This is a genomic window from Niabella insulisoli (genome assembly GCF_039652435.2).
Classification (GTDB): domain Bacteria; phylum Bacteroidota; class Bacteroidia; order Chitinophagales; family Chitinophagaceae; genus Niabella; species Niabella insulamsoli.
Genome location: NZ_CP190246.1, coordinates 3,645,271 through 3,664,307 on the forward strand (window position 1 = coordinate 3,645,271; position 19,037 = coordinate 3,664,307).

15 protein-coding genes are annotated in these 19,037 nt (G+C 44.7%); 13 read left to right on the top strand and 2 right to left on the bottom strand.

The genetic code is table 11. The features are described 5' to 3' along the window. Window positions 1-24: 24 nt before the first annotated feature. The 6 genes from ABDK00_RS15295 to ABDK00_RS15320 are packed head-to-tail and all read left to right on the top strand — an operon-like array spanning window position 25 to window position 9,356. The gene (locus ABDK00_RS15295; RefSeq protein ID WP_346236482.1) at window positions 25-1,452 is read left to right on the top strand and encodes a DUF4623 domain-containing protein; all 1,428 of its coding nucleotides are present in this window, start codon (window positions 25-27) and stop codon (window positions 1,450-1,452) included. Window positions 1,453-1,508: 56 nt separating this feature from the next. Beyond that, window positions 1,509-2,915, top strand: a complete 1,407-nt coding sequence (locus ABDK00_RS15300; RefSeq protein ID WP_346236481.1) for a glycoside hydrolase family 10 protein — start codon at window positions 1,509-1,511, stop codon at window positions 2,913-2,915. Between the two features lie 59 nt (window positions 2,916-2,974). Further along, window positions 2,975-3,724: a DeoR/GlpR family DNA-binding transcription regulator gene (locus tag ABDK00_RS15305; protein WP_346236480.1), complete on the top strand. Its 750-nt coding sequence runs from the start codon at window positions 2,975-2,977 to the stop codon at window positions 3,722-3,724. A gap of 36 nt (window positions 3,725-3,760) precedes the next feature. Beyond that, window positions 3,761-6,862 carry a SusC/RagA family TonB-linked outer membrane protein gene (locus ABDK00_RS15310; RefSeq protein WP_346236479.1) on the top strand — a complete coding sequence of 1,034 codons (3,102 nt, stop codon included), beginning with the start codon at window positions 3,761-3,763 and terminating at the stop codon, window positions 6,860-6,862. 19 nt (window positions 6,863-6,881) lie between these two features. Continuing rightward, window positions 6,882-8,516 carry a SusD/RagB family nutrient-binding outer membrane lipoprotein gene (locus ABDK00_RS15315; protein WP_346236478.1) on the top strand — a complete coding sequence of 545 codons (1,635 nt, stop codon included), beginning with the start codon at window positions 6,882-6,884 and terminating at the stop codon, window positions 8,514-8,516. Between the two features lie 27 nt (window positions 8,517-8,543). After that, window positions 8,544-9,356 carry a DUF4397 domain-containing protein gene (locus tag ABDK00_RS15320; RefSeq protein WP_346236477.1) on the top strand — a complete coding sequence of 271 codons (813 nt, stop codon included), beginning with the start codon at window positions 8,544-8,546 and terminating at the stop codon, window positions 9,354-9,356. Between the two features lie 79 nt (window positions 9,357-9,435). Here the strand turns inward: ABDK00_RS15320 and ABDK00_RS15325 are convergent, their stop codons facing one another. Beyond that, window positions 9,436-10,836: a nucleoside recognition domain-containing protein gene (locus ABDK00_RS15325; protein ID WP_346236476.1), complete on the bottom strand. Its 1,401-nt coding sequence runs from the start codon at window positions 10,834-10,836 to the stop codon at window positions 9,436-9,438. A gap of 304 nt (window positions 10,837-11,140) precedes the next feature. Between ABDK00_RS15325 and ychF the strand changes: the two genes are divergently transcribed. Continuing rightward, the gene (ychF, locus tag ABDK00_RS15330; RefSeq protein ID WP_346236475.1) at window positions 11,141-12,238 is read left to right on the top strand and encodes a redox-regulated ATPase YchF; all 1,098 of its coding nucleotides are present in this window, start codon (window positions 11,141-11,143) and stop codon (window positions 12,236-12,238) included. An 18-nt stretch (window positions 12,239-12,256) separates the two neighbouring features. On the opposite strand, the gene ABDK00_RS15335 is transcribed toward ychF, so the two are convergent. Next, window positions 12,257-13,303 (bottom strand): acyl transferase, encoded by a 1,047-nt coding sequence (locus tag ABDK00_RS15335; protein ID WP_346236474.1) that lies wholly within the window; start codon window positions 13,301-13,303, stop codon window positions 12,257-12,259. Between ABDK00_RS15335 and ABDK00_RS15340 the strand changes: the two genes are divergently transcribed. The 6 genes from ABDK00_RS15340 (at window position 13,294) to ABDK00_RS15365 (ending at window position 19,003) form a co-directional block, all read left to right on the top strand. Further along, complete coding sequence (locus tag ABDK00_RS15340) at window positions 13,294-14,196, top strand: hypothetical protein (RefSeq protein ID WP_346236473.1); 903 nt, start codon at window positions 13,294-13,296, stop codon at window positions 14,194-14,196. The genes ABDK00_RS15335 and ABDK00_RS15340 overlap by 10 nt on opposite strands. Next, window positions 14,196-14,468 (top strand): hypothetical protein, encoded by a 273-nt coding sequence (locus tag ABDK00_RS15345; RefSeq protein ID WP_346236472.1) that lies wholly within the window; start codon window positions 14,196-14,198, stop codon window positions 14,466-14,468. The genes ABDK00_RS15340 and ABDK00_RS15345 overlap by 1 nt, the downstream gene beginning before the upstream one ends. Before the next feature lie 120 nt (window positions 14,469-14,588). After that, a complete protein-coding gene (gene ade, locus ABDK00_RS15350; protein WP_346236471.1) occupies window positions 14,589-16,226 on the top strand; it encodes an adenine deaminase in 1,638 nt (545 codons plus the stop codon). 128 nt (window positions 16,227-16,354) lie between these two features. Next, entirely contained in the window at window positions 16,355-17,140 is a 786-nt protein-coding gene (locus ABDK00_RS15355; protein WP_346236470.1) for a LiaF transmembrane domain-containing protein, read from the top strand. Window positions 17,141-17,231: 91 nt separating this feature from the next. Continuing rightward, the gene (locus tag ABDK00_RS15360) at window positions 17,232-18,269 is read left to right on the top strand and encodes a sensor histidine kinase (RefSeq protein ID WP_346236469.1); all 1,038 of its coding nucleotides are present in this window, start codon (window positions 17,232-17,234) and stop codon (window positions 18,267-18,269) included. Then, the gene (locus ABDK00_RS15365; RefSeq protein ID WP_346236468.1) at window positions 18,266-19,003 is read left to right on the top strand and encodes a LytR/AlgR family response regulator transcription factor; all 738 of its coding nucleotides are present in this window, start codon (window positions 18,266-18,268) and stop codon (window positions 19,001-19,003) included. Before ABDK00_RS15360 ends, ABDK00_RS15365 begins: the two co-directional genes overlap by 4 nt. The last annotated feature ends 34 nt before the right edge of the window (window positions 19,004-19,037 follow it).

The window sequence follows — 19,037 nt, forward strand, 5'->3', positions numbered from 1 at the left end:
ATGTTCAACCAAAATATTAAACACATGAATATTTCAATAAATACATCAAAAATTTGCATAGCACTTTTTTCGTTATGCCTTGTGTTTCTTCTGTCCTGTCAAAAAGATTTTCCCGGCAACGTTGATTCGCCTGACGAAGTGGTATTAAAGTCTATTAAAATTCTGAATGCCGGACAAGGCGGAAACCAGGTAATTGAGGGAACGATTGACGAAAATCTGAAAACGGTAGCTTTCCCCCGGATCGATACACAAACGGATTTCAGCGCCATTCAGTTTGAAGCAATCATGTCGGACGGTGCTACTTTGGATCAGGACTCCTACACCTTTGCTTTTGGAGCGGGTGAGTCAGCAAAAACGTCTACCATTAAAGTAGTAAACAACAAAAGATTTCGCGAATATTTGGTTACATTAAGACTCAATATACCCGTTTTTGGCGCCGATTTTACGAAACCTGAAATATTTGACTATACCAACAATGAGTTGGGCAATCCGGTGTATCCCACTTTCGTGTCATTAACAACCAGGGGCACCGGCTTCGACGGCGAACATGTTTTGATTGTAACCAGAGCGCCCGGGGGTTCTCACTTACTTAAAACATCCGATTTAAGGAATAACACGATCAATCCCATTGCGTTGAATCTTACAGGAGTAAGTGGCGGAACTTTTCCTGTGAATGTTGGAGCGCAGGTCAACGGTCATACATATATTGCCAATTTATCGGGCGGTCAGGTTTCGCCCTTCAAAATTTATCATTGGACAGATCCATCGGCAGCGCCTGAAGTGATCGGCAATTTCAACATCGCTTCCATTCCTGGCGCGGGCACTCGTCACGGCGACAACATGTCTGCCAATCTCGACGCCAATGGAAATGGATATATGTATTTTGGCGATAATGCGGTGTCTAAAATCCTTCGGCTTACGGTGACAGGCTACACAACACTTTCCGATCCGACTGTACTAACAAACGCCTCCGGGTCAAGTTTCGTAATGTCTTTTAATAGAGTAGGAAATACTTCAGATTATATTTATACGGGCTATGATGCGCCCATTCGTGTGGCAAACGAATCAGCAGGCATTACGTATACATTGAGCAGTACCGCCGTTCCTAATCGCGGTTCAGACGCCCGTGTTATACAATTTAACGGCGAACGCTATCTTATTTTGACAACGGCGGCAAGAACCGGTTCGGACGCAGTGGTATTGTATGTTTATGATATTTCGAGGGGCAGCAGCACTGTAGAAGCGCTCACGCTGTTTAATGAAAGAGCCGACAAGTCACCCATTTATCAGTATTCGCTTCTCGGTCCGACGAACACCGCCCCGTCAACGCAAACCGGCTGGTACGTAACCAAAGATGAGGAAGGAAAAGATGCAAAACTGACTTTATACACGGCATCTGCTGATGCGGGGTTTGTTTTAATCGACTTTCCAAAAAAAGAACAGACCGACTAAAGGGTCACTGACACTGTACCCTGATAGAAGTTGCTAAACATATAGAAAAAAATAAAATGAAAAAGTACATTCCCATATTATTGTTATCCTCTATCGTCTTATTCCATGCGTGTAGCAAGAGTGATGGAGATATTCCGCAGCCGCCGGAGCCTCAGCCACCGGAACAAGAAGAAATGATCCTGCCGAAAAAGCAAATGAGGGCTACCTGGATGGCGACGGTTTGGGGCCTCGACTGGCCGCAGGGCGATTACAATGTGACCTCTCAAAAACAACAATATCTTGCGTATCTGGACAAATTCGTTCAGCTGAATATGAACGCAGTTTTTGTTCAAATAAAAGGGATGGGCGATGCATTTTATAATTCTCCTTATGAACCCTGGAGCGCTAACATTTCAGGTACAAGGGGGCAGAACCCGGGCTATGATGTGCTAAAGTTTATGATTGACGAAGCCCATGCCAGAAATATTGAATTTCACGCGTGGATTAACCCGTTCAGGATTGCCACCCGCGCCAGCAATGCCTCCCCCTACCCTCCGCTCCACAGCTCCATTCCTGCCAATTGGGTAGTTAGCCACGAGAAGTGGCAGACCTACAACCCGGCTGTTCCTGAAGCGAGACAACGCCTGGCTGATATCGTAAAAGATATCATTACCAAGTACAATGTAGATGGTATACATATGGATGATTATTTTTATCCCGACCCTTCAGCTGCCGGGCAGATGGTGTCAGATGCCGGGGACTACGCAACCTACGGCGCTGGCATCGCAACCATAGAAGATTTTCGCAGAAGCAATGTGGACAAAGCCATCAAGGGCGTGCACGACATTATCGTAGCTACCAAACCCGAAGTTGTATTCTCCATTTCACCTACCTCAGATTTTGCCTACAACAGGAACACGCTCTATGCTGATATTAAAAAATGGGCAACGGAAGGGTGGATGGATGTTGTGATCCCGCAAATCTACCATAACAGCAGCTTTGCGAGCAGACTGAACGAATGGGATATTTTCAATAACAAGCCTCATTTGATGATCGGGCACGGGTACTATCTGATGACGAGCACTTCAGAACTTACCAATCAATTTACACTTACGAAAAACAAAAAAGCCGTCGTTGGAAATCTGTTGTATAGCGCTAAATACCTCAATGAAAATCCATCTTTGACCGCCAAATTGGCTGAACTGTTTGCACACCCCGCCGTTATACCTTTTTTAGGTAGAAGCGTGGCGCCGGATGCTGCCGTTCCGCAAAATGTAAGAATAGAAAATGGCGTTTTAAAATGGAACACCAGCGGCGCTGTTAAATCAGTGGTTTATTATGCCGCAGATCTGAAAACAGAAAGCCGTGTAATGACTATTACAAACGCCACGCAGTTCAACGCAGGCTTGTCAGGACACTACGCGGTTACTACTTTAAATGCTGATAATAAAGAGAGTGCTGTGTCGGCAATTGTGACGAAATAATTCAAAGCCAAGCAAAAAGAAAAACAATTATCTTTAGTAACGAGTTTAATAGAATAAAGGTGCTTAAAAAAGAACGCCAGGCCTATATACTGCATCAACTGAACTTGCACAACAAAGTGTTGAGTGTTGATTTGTGCAGCGAAATAGCAGTTTCTGAAGATACGATTCGACGGGATCTCCAGGAACTATCAGAAGCAGGACAACTAATAAAAGTTCACGGCGGCGCGCTTTCAATGGCCTTTAACGAAGTGCAGTTTGAGCCGGTGAACGTGTATTCGCAAACTCAGAAGAAAACTATCGTACACAAGGCGCTGCAACTTATTCAGAATGGCATGTTTATTATCACAAGCGGAGGCACGACCATTCTGGAGCTAATCAGAGCCTTACCACCCAACCTGAAGCTCACTATTATGACCGGCAGCATCCCCGTGATCAACGCGTGCATGGTGCACCCGAAAATCGAAGTGGTTGTAATTGGTGATAAATTGTCGAAAGACTCGAAAATAACCGTCGGCGCCGAGGCTATTCAAAAGATCAGCCATGTAAATGCAGATCTGTGCTTTTTGGGAACGAACGCCCTCGATATTGATCATGGTGTAACGGACAACGACTGGGAAGTGGTTCAAATCAAAAGAGCCATGGTACGCTCAGCTTCAAAAGTCATTTGTATGACGATTTCGGAAAAATTGCAAACTTACCAGCCCATCAGTGTTTGCAAAGCAAAAGAAATTGATTATTTAATCACTGAACTTGAGCCCACAAATCCCTTCGTTAAGCCATTTATTGAAGCTGGTTTGACAGTAATGTAAAATTTCGGAACAACTATACTCTTTAAATTAGCAATTATGAGGAAATCCTTTATGCCTTTGCTCTTATCATTGGTGCTATTAACCGCGTTGCCAGGCTTCGCGTGGGCACAGCAGCGAACTGTAACCGGTGTCGTCTCTAACACGGCCGGACAACAATTAACCGGAGCAACGATAGTGGTCCGAGGGACAACGCTTGCGGCCACTACAGACGCGAACGGAAGATTTACTATTTCTGCAGCTACCGGAAACGTGCTGGAGTTTTCTCATGTAGGTTATGAAACGCGAACCATCACGCTGAAAAATGAAACACAGTTAGCCATCACGCTGACTTCTTCTACCAACGATTTGGACGAAGTCGTAGTTGTAGCAATGGACCAAAAAAGAAATCCGCGTTCGCTGAGTTTTTCAACTCAAACGGTTGATGGCGAGGATATCAAAGATGCGCAACGTGAAAACTTTGTCAATTCGTTGCAGGGACGCGTGGCTGGTATCACCATCAATCCAACATCCGGAACGGCGGGCGCCAGTTCACAAATTGTTTTACGTGGGTTCAACTCTATGTCTCTCGACAACTCACCGCTCTTTGTCATCGATGGTATTATTTTGGATAACAGCACTACAAATACAGGGGCTCTTACCGGCACCAGCGAAAACAGAAGGGAAGATTTTACGAATAGGGTCGCAGATTTAAACCCCAATGATATCGCGAGCATCACCGTATTGAAGGGACCCGAAGCCACGGCTTTGTATGGTAGCCAGGCAAGTTCCGGAGCCATCATTATAACCACCAAAAAGGGCGGAACCAAAGGAATAAAAATAAACTATGATAACAGTTTTCGCTTTTCCAGGCTCACGCGTTTCCCTGAAACCATCAGCCTTTATAACAACGGAACCAACGGCGATTATTCTGAAACCTTTACTTCCTTCGGCCCCAAATACGCCGATACTACAACACTTTACCCTAATTATGAGAACTTCTTTAAAACAGGGTTTGCGCAGACTCATAACCTGTCGGTTGACTTTGGCGGGAAAGTTTCCAGTTTCAGAGTTTCAGGATCGATATTCGATCAGGATGGCTTTATACCAGCAAATAATTATAATCGCTATAACCTAAGAATTACGAATAATACTAAAATTGGAAAATGGATAGAAATTAATCCCCAGGTCGCCTTTTCAAATTCAACCAACCGTAAGGTGCTCAGAGGTGCGAGTGGATACCTGTTAAACCTGCTTACCTGGCCAGCCGATAATGATATCAGGGATTGGGAAACCTCAGACGGTTTAAAAAAGCCTTTATTCGCAGCTAATCCAAATGGCGAAGTTGACAACCCTTTCTACAATGTTTACAGAAACCCGGGCGAAGACAAAACCAACAGGATAACGACAACCCTCGGGATCAACCTCACTCCTTTTAAATGGTTAACGGTAAACGGAAGATTTGGCTATGATACCTACCGTACAGAAGGCTATCAGCAATATGACTCAATGTCCTACTATCTAACGCGGGCTCAAAGGGGCTGGCAGCGAAATTATCAGACAACGTATTATGGTTATAACCATTTTATCAGCGCCACAGGCACCAAAGACTTTGGAAAGCTGACCACGCGTTTAATGGCCGGTACGCAATGGCAGGATTATGAATCTCAGACGTGGTCGGTTAACGGGAACAATTTAACCAGTATGGCGCGCACAGACAGTTCCAATACGGATCCTACTACCAGACAGTACTCATTTAATTTGCAGTTTAGAAACGGCACCCCGAATTACTATCTCAGAAGACAATTGGCCTACTTCGCCGAAGCAATGATCGGTTGGGACAATGCACTTTTTTTAACCTACTCACACCGTTTTGAATCAAACTCGATATTTCCCCGTCATTCTAGAAACTACAACTACCCGGCCGGTGGTGTCAGCGCAATACTCTCCGATTTAATCCCCGGATTTAAATCTTCTGTTAGCGCGGTGAACTATTGGAAGGTAAGGGCATCGGTAGCTAATACAGCACGTACTGCCGGGCCATACGACAACCAGTCTGCATTTAATTTTAACACCGGCAGCGGAGGCGGATTTTATTACGGATTTACAAATGCAAACCCCGGCTTAACACCTGAGCGTCAAAGTACGTATGAAATAGGTACAGAATTCCGTTTTCTGAAAAATCGTCTGAGTCTTGACGCAACGTATTATAATACCCGAAACAAAAACCTGATTGTACAAAACTTTAGGTTGAGCTATGGCACCGGCTTTGTACTGAATACTATGAACATCGGTGCCACCGAAAATAGAGGTTTGGAACTGGTGGTTAATGCTGAAATTGCCAAACAGCAGGATTTTGGATGGACAATGATATTCAACTTTAATAAAATGTGGAATGAGATTACAGAGTTGCCTTCAAACATTCCGGAGTTTTATATATCGGATACCTGGATGTATGATAACGCAAGAGGTGGTGGTACTTTAAATAATCCAACAACCACAATAACCGGCAGTGGCTACCTGAGAAATAATGCAGGGCAAATCCTGATCAACCCGCTATCCGGACTTCCTGTAATAGATGCCAACTTCCTGGTACGGGGTGACCGTAATCCGGACTTCACATTGGGCTGGATAAATAAATTCAACTATAAAAAGTTTAGCCTTAGCATGCTTTGGGATTTAAAAGTAGGTGGCGATATTTTTAATGCTACCGAAATGTACCTGACCGATATGGGAAGAAGCACCCGAACCGCCGATCGCGAAGTACCGCGGGTGGTAGATGGTGTACTACAGGACGGATTGGAAAACACAGATAATCCAACAAAGAATACAATTGTTGTGACGCCTTTCAGGCAACAAGGTTATTACACAGCGCTACCGGTCGAAGAGTTTATCCAAAAAGATGTGAACTGGTTCCGACTAAGAGATATAACGCTTGCCTATAGTTTCAGCCAGCAGCAATTGAGCTTCCTGAAAGCAGTAAAATCTTTAGGAGCTTTTGTAACCCTCACAGATCCAATCCTGATTACAAATTACCGCGGGGCAGACCCTCAGGTAAACGGTAATACATCCGGCTCTGCAGGGGTGGGTGGTTATGGATTCGACTATGGCAATGTAGGCATGCCTCTTAGTGTAAACATCGGTTTAAGAGTTGGTTTCTAAACAAAAAAATCATTCAGTTATGAAAAAAATATTATTCGCTATAGGTGCTTTCCTCTTCTTTTTACAAATAACAGGTTGTAGTAAAAAGATAGACGAGGCCTACTTAAGTCCCAATACTTATACCAAAGTAGCACCGCACGAATTACTACCTCAAATTATTAGCGCCATGGCGGCCAATTATGCAGGGCATGGGCCCCTCAACGATATGAGATATGTTGGCGCCTATATCAGAAATTTTGCTTTTTACAACCCGGGCAGCATTTTCGATGCCATGGGCTACAATCTCGGAGCCGGGGACGTAGCGCAATCAACCTGGCGGATGCATTATTATGATATAGGGCAGAATAACCAAAGAATGATGGAGTGGGCGGCAGAAGAAGAAAAATGGGAATATGTTGGTGTGGGAAAGGCCATTGAGGCATGGAGCTGGATGGTGCTTACAGATTATTATGGGCAGGCAATCGTGACCCCCGCCTTTAATACCGATCAATTGGTTTTTCCTTATGACACCGAGGAAACAGCCTATAACAAAATCAAACAAACGGCTTTTGAGGCCTTAGAGAATCTCAATAAAGTCAGCAGCCCCGATGCAAACTTCGCTACCGCCGATGAATTTTTTTATAAAGGGAATATTGAACATTGGAAAAAATTTGCAAACGGCGTTTTGGCAAGATACTATAACCATTTTAGCAATAAAGCATCTTACAAGCCAGATTCCGCAATCTACTATGCCGATAGGGCAATGAGTACGGTAGACGAAATAGCAAGCGTTAAATTCGCGGCTACTAATGTTTCAGCAACCAATAATTTTTGGGGGCCTTTTAGAAATAACTTCACTGGAACATCAACCTCCAGCCCTACCGCTATTCGGCAAAACGCTTACATTGCTAATATACTTAACGGAACGAACAGCGAGTTTTTAGGCGTTGAAGACCCAAGAGCTTGGTATATGCTTAGGGGGAACAGCAACGGAACAATCGTTGGGGTTGAAAGTTCGCTTGGTCAGGGTGTCATACCCGCCGCTGACCGGCCCGAAACGTTTTTCGGAGTAAGCCAAAATCCATCAGCATCCAACACCGCGCCTACCAACGATAACAATTGCCGGTTCCTGTTTAAAAATAACTCACCCATGCCGATCCTTACGCCCACGGAGATGAAGTTCATCAAGGCGGAGGCCGCTTTTAGAAAGGGTGACCGAGCTACAGCATTACAAGCTTATATTGAGGGAATCAACGCTCATTTTGATATGTTGACCACGGTTTATAATCAAAGTATACCCGAAGGCAAAGAAATCACGAGCGCTAATAAAGCTGCCTACCTGGCCAACCCCTTGATTGTTCCGGCCTCCGGGGCTGGGCTAACATTGTCGAAAATCATGATGCAAAAATACATTGCTATGTTCGGCTTTGGCATTTTAGAAACATGGTTAGATATGCGTCGCTATCATTATACCGATCTGGACCCGCAAACCGGCAAACAAGTTTATGCAGACTTCGCGGTAGAATCCCTGCCAGACTATAATAACGGAGAATTCATCTACCGATATTACCCTCGCTACAATTCCGAATATGTATGGAATTTACAATCGCTCAGAGATATCGGCGCTACAGAAAATAACTACCATACAAGAAAACTGTGGATTGTCGAACCATAAAATTCGTTAGATTTAAACTAATATAAAATGAAAATCAAATTATTAATACCGTTGTTGGCGCTGCTCGTATCAGTTGTCCTGTCATGCTCTAAAGAAGATAATGAAGGCATTAAATCGACATTCGATACCAATTTAGACGGAAACGCTCAATTAAAGGTAAATCTTGCATCAGTCTATAGATCCAACCCTCAATTCAGAATCAGGATCAATGACCAAATTATTACAGACCCTTTTCCTGCTCGAGAACCCTACCCGGGCGGCGGTTATAACACCGGCGGGGGAAGTTCAGCTAACTTTTTAGCTATTCCCGCCGGCAATGTTAAAGTCACTGTTTTTATTCCCTTCACTAAAACCGGAAGCTGGGAAGATACACTTCGTTTCGCGCAGGATTCGATACGTATTTATGAAACAACCATCAATGTAGAAGCCGGTAAACATTACAGTTTGCATACCGCTGATACGGCGAATAATTTCAAAAATGCCCTAATAGAAGAATCTCTTGCGTTAACAAACGATACACTCCCGCATTTTAAATTTGTGAATCTGATGCCGAATGTGCCGGCGCTCGACTTGTATTTGGGTACGGTGAAAGTCGCATCAAATATCAGCTATTTAAGTTCCAGCCCCGAGTTTATTATTGATCCTACTGTAAATACATCTACAAGTTGGACCATAAGGCCAGCCGGAGCTTTGCCCACTTCGACCGCGGTAGCGACTTACAGTAGTGCAAGCACCATTTTGAGGGGAAGAAAATACACCGCTTTCGCCATGGGTTATAGTGGACTTTCCGGAACTTCGGAACCCAGGCGCCCATTCATCTCCTTTTATCTAATAAGATAGAAAAGGCATAAAATTGTTTAATAAACCGTCGGCGTCCCGGCGGCTTTTTTTGCACTATAACCTTTTAACGGTCGTGCTGCTACCCAAAAAACACATAACTTACTGCGATAGCAGTTAGAATACCCGCCAGATCTGCGAGCAGCATTGCGCCAACAGAGTAGCGGGTATTTTTTATGCCTACTGCACCAAAATAAACGGCAATAATATAAAAGGTGGTATCGGCCGAGCCACGAAATACCGAAGTGAGGTTTCCGGCAAAAGAATCTGGGCCGTGTGTTTTCAGAGTATCTATCATCATGGCGCGGGCGCCGCTTCCACTAAAGGGTTTAAGTATCGCGGTGGGCAACGCATCCACTATCCGCGCATCGCCGCCAAAAAAAGCAAACGCCGCCTTTATGCCATCCATAATAAAATCAAACGCCCCGCTGTTGCGCAGAAGGCTGATCGCTACCAGCAACCCCACCAGGTAAGGAATAATTTTTACCGCCGTTTCAAAGCCGCCTTTTGCGCCATCCACAAAAGCATCAAAAATGGGCGCTTTTTTATAAATCGCCCCGGCGATGATGAGCAGGAAAATCAGCAGGATCAGGCCATTGCTCAATGTGGTCGAAAATAATTGTACACCCTGGATATCAAGTGTGCGAACATACACGATCAGTGCGGTAAACAGCGCGGTAATACCAAGCACCCAACCTAAAATTACGGGCTGGAAAACCTTGATGCCCTGCTTAAATGAAACGATAACCATTGCCGTGATAGTCGCCACAAAAGTGGCAATCATACAGGGAATAAAAATTTCTGTCGGGAATTGAGATTTCAAAGCCACACGGTCGGCAATGATCACCGTTGGTATTAATGTAAGGCCTGACGCATGCAGGCATAAAAACATGATTTGCGCATTGGTAGCTTTTGATTTATCAGGATTTAATTCCTGCAGGCTTTCCATTGATTTAATTCCGAACGGCGTGGCTGCATTATCCAGTCCCAATAAATTGGCAGAAAAATTCATTACCATATGTCCCATCGCCGGATGGTTTTTGGGCACTTCCGGAAAAATTTTAGAGAAGAAGGGGCCTATAATCTTTGATAAAAACCTTACGCCGCCGGCCTGTTCGGCAATGTTCATAAATCCGAGAAAAAGCGCCATGATCCCGATGAGCCCGATGCATAACATGACGGCATCTTTGGTGGTATCAAACACACCATTAGTGGCTTGCAGGCTGTACACCTTGAGGCGCCCGTCGGTTGACGCAGCCACCTGGCGGCCTTTCCAGATCCCTACGGCCCCCGTTTCAACTTTTGAACGAATGTCTTCCGGAACGTCCGTAGCCAACATCTCCTGCACATAAGTCGTATCCCCGCTTTTGCCCGTAACCATTTGCGTGAAGATTTGCTCCTGGCCATCTTGAAAAACAAACCTGCCGAGCGCTACGGCTAATGCTATAATAATAAAGGCACTCCAAATCCTGCTTAATACCATAATCAGTAAAAATAATACTTTTATTAACCCGAGTTTAGAATATATGGCAGCGAAATTGCGTCGCACAGCGTCGGCAATATACAAATGGCATCCTACATATTTGATCGCGCCGCGGCTTGCTGGCAATTAAAGCCAGCCCTCTTACAGCTATTCGGCCATAACACTTAACTTTGCGAACTTTTACGGACAAATCCGTTTAGGCCGGCTGGGAATTGTATCGCAGTACAAGAGTGCGACGCAAAACAGCTGATCAGTGTTCATCAACCGGGTCAAAAAAATTAACAATCGAAAATCTTAAATAGCAATGGCATTACAGGCAGGGATCGTAGGCTTACCCAATGTAGGAAAATCAACTTTATTTAACGCTGTAAGTAACAGCGCCAAAGCGCAAGCCAGCAATTATCGCTTCTGCACCATCGAGCCCAACACAGGCCTCGTGGACGTGCCGGATGAGCGCATTGATAAGCTCGCAGAGCTAGTGCAGCCCGACCGAACGGTGCCTACTCAAATCGAAATTGTGGACATTGCCGGCCTCGTAAAGGGCGCCAGCAAAGGAGAAGGGCTGGGCAATAAGTTCCTGGCTAATATTCGCGAAGTCGACGCGGTGATTCATGTGGTTCGCTGCTTTGAAGATGAAAATGTGCTGCGCGAAGAAGGCGCTATCAACCCGGTTAGCGATAAAGAAATCATCGACACCGAATTGCAGCTGAAAGACCTCGATAGCGTGGAGAAACAAATCCAGAAAAAAGAAAAACAAGCTAAAACCGATCCCAAAGCCAAACCTGAGCTGGAGGTTTTGCAAAAGTGTAAAACGCACCTGGAGCAGGGAAAAAGCATACGCGCACTTGATTTGACAAAGGAAGAAAAAGCTGCAATTGCCGACTTGTTTTTACTGACCGACAAGCCCGTTCTTTATGTGGCCAACGTGGACGAACCATCCATGCACACAGGCAATAAATATTCGGATGCGTTAAAGAACGTGGCGGATGAGGAAGGCGCGGAAATTATTATCATGAACAACTCGATCGAAGCCCAGATTTCTGAGATGGAAGATCCCGACGACAAGGCCTTGTTTATGGAAGAATACCAAATGAAAGAGCCCGCCTTGAACCGCCTGATCCGCTCGGCTTATAAACTGCTGGGGCTAAACACTTATTTTACCGCTGGCGTACAGGAAGTACGCGCCTGGACTTTTCATGAAGGCTGGAAAGCGCCGCAATGCGCCGGTGTGATTCATACGGATTTCGAAAAAGGTTTTATTAAAGCAGAAGTGATCGGCTACGACGATTATTTGCAATATAAAAGCGAGGCGGCCTGTCGCGAAGCCGGAAAATTAAGAATCGAAGGCAAAGAGTATCTTGTAAAAGACGGCGATGTGATGCATTTCCGTTTTAATGTTTAAATAACAATTCCAACCCGCTTAAAGGGCAAGCAGGCTACAGCCGCGCAGGTCGCTATGATCCATGCGGCCTGTAACTTCAAAGCTGCCATCGTTGTGCAACACGCCTAAATCGTCGGTGGCGATAAAACTGCAGGAATAAATATTAGCGAGATCGATCACATTTATAAGTCCCCTGGTTTTTTCATTGCCGGCCGGGCTTTTTATCGAAAGCGGATCGTTTTCATCGCGTAAAAGGACACGCATCCAGGGTGGCGTATTAAAAACGCCGTTGCGCTTTGAATACGCCTGAGATAAAAGTTCGGTCATTCCATATTCGGAGTGAATGCTTTCCAGCGAAAACGCTTTTTTGAGCCGCTCATGCACTTCAGTTCTGATCATTTCCTTACGCCGCCCTTTCATGCCCCCTGTTTCCATCAATGTGGTATATCGCAGCGGCAACTGAAATTTTTCTGCAAAATCGAGCAATGCAAAAGTAACGCCGATAAGCAACGTTGGCTGACGCGCCGCTTCCAGCTTGTGCAGGGTTTGGGCCAGCCGCTCCCAATCATGCAAATAAAAACCGCTATCAACATGAGCACTTTGGTCAACCAAGTCGCGGACCATATACACCAGCGAAGAATTTTTCCTTTCGAGGTAAGAAGGCAACAAGCCTAAAACACACCAGTCCTGCGGCTGGCCATAAAACTGTTCGAAGCAACGATTGAAGCTTCGCTCGTAGAGCCGCGCATCTTTTACCTCGTGTTTGCTATTGATGGTTTCGGTGGTGCCACTGCTTTCAAATACCAGATCCGGCTTAAAAGAAGTGGCTCGCACTTCGTGCGTTTTGAAAAACCGGATGGGGAGGAACGGTATTTGTTCCGATTGAGAGACCGACGCCACCTGCACGCCCAAAGCGTCCACATATCTTTTATAAATACGGTTATGCCCGTATTGAAATCGGAACAGCTCTAAACAAGCCTCTTCAAAATGAAACGGCCCGTTAAAAATATAAGCTGCCAAATTTGCACCAACGTCCATCGATTTTTGAATATTTTTGACAACAAAAGTAGTTTTAATTGGGGGCATCTTATAACAGAAAATTCTTCGATTTCATTGTTTTCAGCAACATTTTTATCGCGCTTTGCGCCGTAGCAATGGCTGGCTACACCACCCATATTTTCTCGCTGGGCTTTCCGCCGCCTCATTTTGCAGGCTTTTTGTTTTTTTCAACCTTAGCCAGCTACAGCATTCACTGGTATTTAACCGACGAAACCACTGAAATTACAGCATCGCGCACTTATTGGCTCACACGCCATAAATGGGTGCATGCGCTTTTTTTTCTCGTTAGCTCGGTGGGTTGCAGCTATTTTTTACTGAAAGAACTAAATTATATCAAGTGGATACTTCCAGCAGCGCTGCTAACGCTGATGTACACGGCGCCCAAATTTCCGTTCCGGCCATTTATCGCCCTTCGAAAATTTATTTTGGGCAAAACCATTTTGCTGGCGCTGATGTGGACCTATATTACCTCCGTACTACCCTTTTTTATCATAGAACAACCCTGGAAGCCCGCTTATATGCTTTTTTTCATCAACAGGTTCAGCCTGATTTTGCCGATTTGCATTTTGTTCGATTTGAGGGATAAAGACCACGATAAATCGATTGGCGTAAAAACATTTGTAACACTGCTGCCTAATCAAAAAATAAAACCGTTCTTCAACATTTTCGTTGTTTTGAACCTGATCAGCATCCTGCTGATGCACGCCTGGACACCATTTTCCCTTGTGGATAATTTTATATTGTTGATTCCTACGGTCTTAACTTTTCTGCTGTACGCGCATGCAACAAAAACCAAGAATGATTATCTATTTTATTTTATCTTAGACGGCTTAATGGCTCTTTCGCCCATATTGTATTTTCTCAAGATTTATCTTATCGGTACAATATTTGCGAAACATTTAAATATTTTTTTCTGGTAATGCACACTTCTTTTGTAAAAATTATACACTTCAGCAGACTTGTGAAGATCAACAACAGGCTGCGCGAATTCAATTATAAAAAAAACAACAATGCCGGCGATTATGTTTTTGACGTAGACACGGCTGATGATCGCGGCAACCGCCTATTTTTCAGATTGAGTAAAACGGAGAATGAATGGTCGCTCAGTTCCAATCATCCCATCCCGGATTGGATTGGACAACACCTGGAGCAGCTTGTAAAAGAGTTGGAAGAAGGTATTCAATCCAACTAAAACCGCCAACGCTTTTCCTTCCTTATAAATTTACCGGTTCATCATAAATCAGCTCGGCTGATTTGTAGTAGTTTTGTTTGACGCGCAACGAATCAAACAACTATTTATTTTTACACCTCTATGCAAGATCATGTAAAATCGTTCAGCATAACCGGACAATATGTTGATATACAACGTAGATTAGTTTTTCCTGCGGAAATAAACGTTGATCGCCAAAAAATTACCGCTATCCGCGAGCTTGACGAAGTTCCACCAGACAGCCCTTTCATCCTGCCAGGTTTTATTGACAGCCATGTTCATATTGAAAGCAGCATGCTTGTTCCGTCTGCTTTTGCGCGGCTGGCCGTTGTTCACGGAACGGTGGCCACCGTAAGCGACCCGCACGAAATTGCCAATGTCTGCGGTAAAGAAGGCATTGAATATATGATCGCCGACGGCCGGAAAGTCCCCTTCAAATTTGCATTTGGTGCCCCTAGTTGCGTTCCTGCCACGGCTTTCGAAACAGCCGGCGCTGCCTTAAACGCTAACGAGGTTCGGTCATTGCTAGAAAATCCCGAAATAAAATATCTCAGCGAAATGATGAATTTTCCAGGCGTCTTAAACAATGACCCGGAGATTTTAGCAAAAATCAAAGCCGCCGTGGATTTGGGAAAACCTGTTGACGGCCATGCACCGGGGCTTCGGGGTGAAGACGTAAAGCAATACGCTGCCGCAGGCATTAGTACGGATCATGAATGTTTTACAGCAGCAGAAGCGCTCGATAAACTACGCTGCGGGATGAAGATTTTAATTCGGGAAGGTAGCGCCGCTAAAAATTTTGATCAACTCATCGATTTGCTAAGCGATTATCCCGACGAAATGATGTTCTGCAGCGATGACAAACATCCTGATAGCCTGGTGGCAGGACATATCAATCAGCTTTGCGCGCGCGCCGTGGCGCGTGGCATTGATGTTTTTAATGTGCTAAAGGCCGCCTGCGTCAACCCGGTTATTCACTATCAACTCGAAGTGGGACTGCTGCAAGAAGGCGATCCGGCAGATTTCATTTTAGTGGCTGATTTAAAGAATTTCGAAGTGCTCAGCACCTATATCAACGGCGAACAGGTGGCGGCAAATGGGCAAACGCTGATCAGTGCTCAAAAGCCGGAAATTATCAACCATTTCTCTTGTTCAGAAAAAAAGCCCGCCGACTTCGCCACCCAACTCCCTGACGATAAAAAAATACCGGTTATTGAGGCCTTCGACGGCCAGCTGATTACCGGCACAGCCTGGTTAGAACCCAAAATAGAAGAGGGTTACGCACTGAGCGACACTGAAAAAGACATACTGAAAATTGTGGTGGTCAACCGCTACCAGGACGCTCCTGCCGCCATTGCTTTTATAAAAAATTTTGGCTTGCGCGAAGGCGCCATCGCCTCCTCTGTCGCACACGATAGCCACAATATTGTGGCCGTCGGCATTGATGACGACAGCATTTGCAAAGCGGTAAATGCCGTGATCAGGCATCGGGGCGGGATTAGTGCCGTTTCCGGCGCTTCGGAAGATGTTTTGCCGCTGCCAATTGGCGGCCTTATGAGCGACGAAGACGGCTACCAGGTCGCCGGTAAATATACCGCTATCGATAAGAAAGTAAAAGAAATGGGCAGCCCGTTGAGCGCCCCTTTTATGACGCTTTCATTCATGGCATTATTGGTAATTCCTGAGCTAAAACTTAGCGACAAGGGCTTGTTTGATGGAAAGAATTTCCGGTTTTTGTAGGCGCGGCGGACACCGGCCCCTCCACTTACCGACCCAACTCCATCATTCACCGATATATTAAGTTTATATACAATAAATGTGTTGCAATAGCAGTTGAGGCGGACTATTTTTACTTAAAATTTGAAACAATGAGCGAAAACAATCCATATAACACCGAAATGTATAAAAACGAACCAAGTGGTTATCCACCTTCAGACCCTAACAATTTCAGGCCGAAACAATCGCAAAGCCATCTTTGGATCGGCGGCTTTTTACTGGTTGTGGGTGTTGTCTATCTGTTGAGGCGGATGGGGCTCGACTTGCCTGATTTTATTTTTTCCTGGCAAATGTTCCTGATTGCGTTGGGTATTTTTATCGGCATCCGTAAAAACTTTGAGGGGCCTGGCTGGATGATCCTGGTGCTTATCGGCGCCATTTTCCTAATCAACGAATTCTTTGTTTTCGGTGAACTCAGGCGTTTTATACTTCCTATCATTCTTATCGGCTCGGGCTTGTTCTTTATTTTCAGGCCCAAAGGCTCACAAAATTTCATACAGTTCGATGAAAGCGGTACCACGCCGCTGGCGGGCGCGAGCGGCCAAGATTATATAGATACGACTTCCATTTTCGGAGGATCTAAAAAGAAGGTTTTCTCAAAAACCTTTAGAGGCGGCGAAATGACGAATGTTTTCGGCGGCAGCCAAATCGATCTTTCCCAGGCAGATATTAATGGCACTGCTGTGCTCGACGTTACGGCGCTCTTTGGCGGTGCAACACTGATTGTTCCTTCTCACTGGAATGTTATTTCTGAAGCAGTGGCTATTATGGGGGAAGTTAAAGATAAACGAGTGATGCAGGGCTTGCCCGAAGTAAATAAAACACTGTTGATAAAAGGTACAGTAATTTTTGGAGGCATAGACATTAAAAGTTTTTAACTTAGTTTCTGTTTGACAGCCAACAAGATTCTCACAGGTTCGCCGGCGCCTTGTTACCACAAACCCTGAACGCCTAACTATCCATTAAAGAATGTCTTCTCCATTATCCGAAAAGCGGTTTATTTTTTCACTGATCATTGGCTGGGTCATATTAATTAATGCGCAGGCTTTTATTTTAAACCGCTTCAATTTTCCTTTAAGCATCGTTATTGGAGATAGTCTTACGAGCATCACCTTGTTACTGTTAGCAGGTTTGCTCGTACTTAATATTACCCGTTATTATTTACCAACCTCCTATCAATATGCAGGTGTAATTGTCTCTTCGATCATTTTATCATCTTTATGGCTGCTGGTTTCCAATAGTTTTTTGAAAATCATTTTTTCGGGGCAGATCGCTTACTTGTCGTTTCTTCACAATTCGCTGGCCATCAGGTTTGCCTTTGCTTTTCTGGTGTTAACCATTGTAACCACGGCGTCCATCCTGTGGTATAATTGGCAGGAACGGCAAAAAGAATCGAAGCGAAAGTCAGATGTGGAAGCGCTTTCCCGCGAAGCCGAATTGTTTAAGCTGCGGCAGCAGCTACAACCTCATTTTCTTTTTAACAGCCTCAATTCTATCAATGCTTTAATCGGCCTCGATCCGAAACTGGCGAGAAAAATGGTGCAGCAACTATCCGACTTTTTGCGTGGCACGCTAAAAAAAGAAGAGTCACAAATGGTTAGCCTGGAGGAAGAAATAGGATATTTGAACCTATACCTTGAAATCGAAAAAGTCCGCTTCGGCAACCGCCTGCAAACCCAGATAGATATCAGCGAAGGCTGTGGAGCGGCGCTTATTCCCACGCTGCTGCTGCAGCCCGTTGTAGAAAATGCGATCAAGTTTGGCCTTTATGATACCACCGGGCAAACCCTAATTGCCATCAAATGCCAGTCAGACGGCAGCGAGTTAATCATAACAGTTACCAACCCCTTTGACCCCGAAACCGCTGCGCCAAAAAAAGGCACGGGCTTTGGCCTTTCTTCCATCAACAGAAGATTATATTTGTTATTTGCCAGAACCGACCTGTTAACTACAAGTGTTCACGGCAGTATTTTTGAAACCATAATTAAAATTCCGCAACAAAAATGAGCAGGGTAATCATCATCGACGACGAATTTTTAGCCAGAAGCATGGTTAAGGAATATTTGAAAAACCATCCGCAACTGGAAATTGTGGCAGAATGTAGCGATGGATTTGAAGGAATAAAAGCCATACAGGAACATCAGCCCGACCTTATTTTTTTAGATATTCAAATGCCAAAAATAACCGGCTTCGAAATGTTGGAACTGGTAGAAAACCCGCCGGCAGTAATTTTTGCTACGGCATTTGATGAATATGCGATCAAAGCTTTTGAAGCCCATGCGATAGATTATTTACTAAAACCTTTTGACCAGGACCGCTTTGATAAGGCAGTCGCAAAATTCATGGCTCAAAACCGGCCGGCCGCAATTGAAAACACAAAAGAACTGCTGAATGATGCGCAAACACAGGGAAGCAACAGCCGTATCGTCGTAAAAAATGGCAGTAAAATAAAAATCATTCCGGTTCAGGAAGTTTTATACCTGGAAGCGGCTGACGATTTCGTAAAGATTTTCACCAAGGAAGGCTATTTCTTAAAAAACAAAACTATGGCCTTTTTTGAATCTTTTCTACCAGCCGATATGTTTGTGCGCAGCCACCGGTCTTTTATTGTCAACATCCAGGAAATAACCCGGATCGACCCCTATGAAAAGGACGGGCATGTGGCGGTGCTAAAAAACGGCGCTAAAATTAACGTTAGCCGCAACGGCTATGGCAAACTGAAAGGCGTGCTGGGCTTATAATATTTCTTTTCACCCGATATTCAGGCAGGAACGC